The organism is Rhodobacter sp. SGA-6-6, assembly GCF_011043545.1.
Taxonomy (GTDB): domain Bacteria; phylum Pseudomonadota; class Alphaproteobacteria; order Rhodobacterales; family Rhodobacteraceae; genus Pseudogemmobacter.
The window spans coordinates 1-985 of record NZ_JAAKGP010000052.1; the positions used below are offsets into that span (position 1 = coordinate 1).

Annotated in this window: 1 protein-coding gene; it reads right to left on the reverse strand. The window is 68.3% G+C overall.

Annotated elements, in window-relative coordinates; genetic code table 11:
- Nucleotides 1-871 (reverse strand): toprim domain-containing protein (locus G5B31_RS20910; RefSeq protein WP_165020115.1); only part of this gene is annotated, 871 nt, incomplete at its 3' end.
- Nucleotides 872-985 lie beyond the last annotated feature (114 nt).

Below are 985 nucleotides of genomic sequence, written 5' to 3' on the forward strand. Positions count from 1 at the left end.
CGGCGGCTGCCTTGTCACCTGCGGGATCAGCGTCACGGGCAATATAGAGGCGTCGCAAGCTGCGCGGGATCTCCAACGCGCCCAGATGACCGGCCGACAATGCCGCTGCCATTGGCATGCCCGGCAGGGCCGCGCGCAGCGACAGCATCGTCTCGATCCCTTCGCCGACGGTCAGAACATCCTCTGCCGCCCCGAAGCGCACGGCATGGCCAAGAAGGTTGCCCATCGCTCGCCGGGGCGTAGGGACCGCCGCCTTGCCCGAGCCGTCCGGTGCGAGCCAGGTGCGGTGCGCCCCGGTGATCCTCCCTTGCAGGTCGGTCACGGATGCGATCATCGCCGGACGCCGCTCTGCTGGTCCGCCATCGTCGGGCCGATAGTAGCAGCGTGGATGATACCGCAATGCCTCCGCGTCATGGACCGGTGCGATGCCGCGACCGGCCAGATAGGTCTCTACCAGTGTGCCCCGGATCGGTTGCGCCATCGCGATCAGCCGCTGCGCCGCTTCGGGCGATCCCATCGCTGCGCGGGCGCGCACATGATTGATGGTCTGGACAGGGTCAACCCGCGGAAGGCTCAGGAAGCGCCGTGCCTCCTCGACGACATCGCCGAACGCGGTCAGCCCACAGCTCTCCCGGATCACGTCGAGCAGGTCGCCGTGCTCAGACGTGGCGGCATCGGTCCAATGACCGGCAGCACCGGGGCCCGCCTCCGGCCCCTTCAGCCGGACGAACATCGACCGCCCCGGCGTGTTGCGCGCATCGCCGATGGTCCAGTACTGACCCTGCCGCCGCCCGTTGGGCAGGTAATGCCGACACACTGCCTCAGCGTCCCGCGCGAGGCGGCGCGACAGCTCCGCTGCATCGCGCGCCATCACGAACAAACCCCCGCTGCGCTGAGGTTATGTTGCCCAGCCCCCTGAAATCCCCCGCAAAACCGGCCCAGATCCTGCCACCGCAACATAACCCACGCCGCAACATGTTCGGTG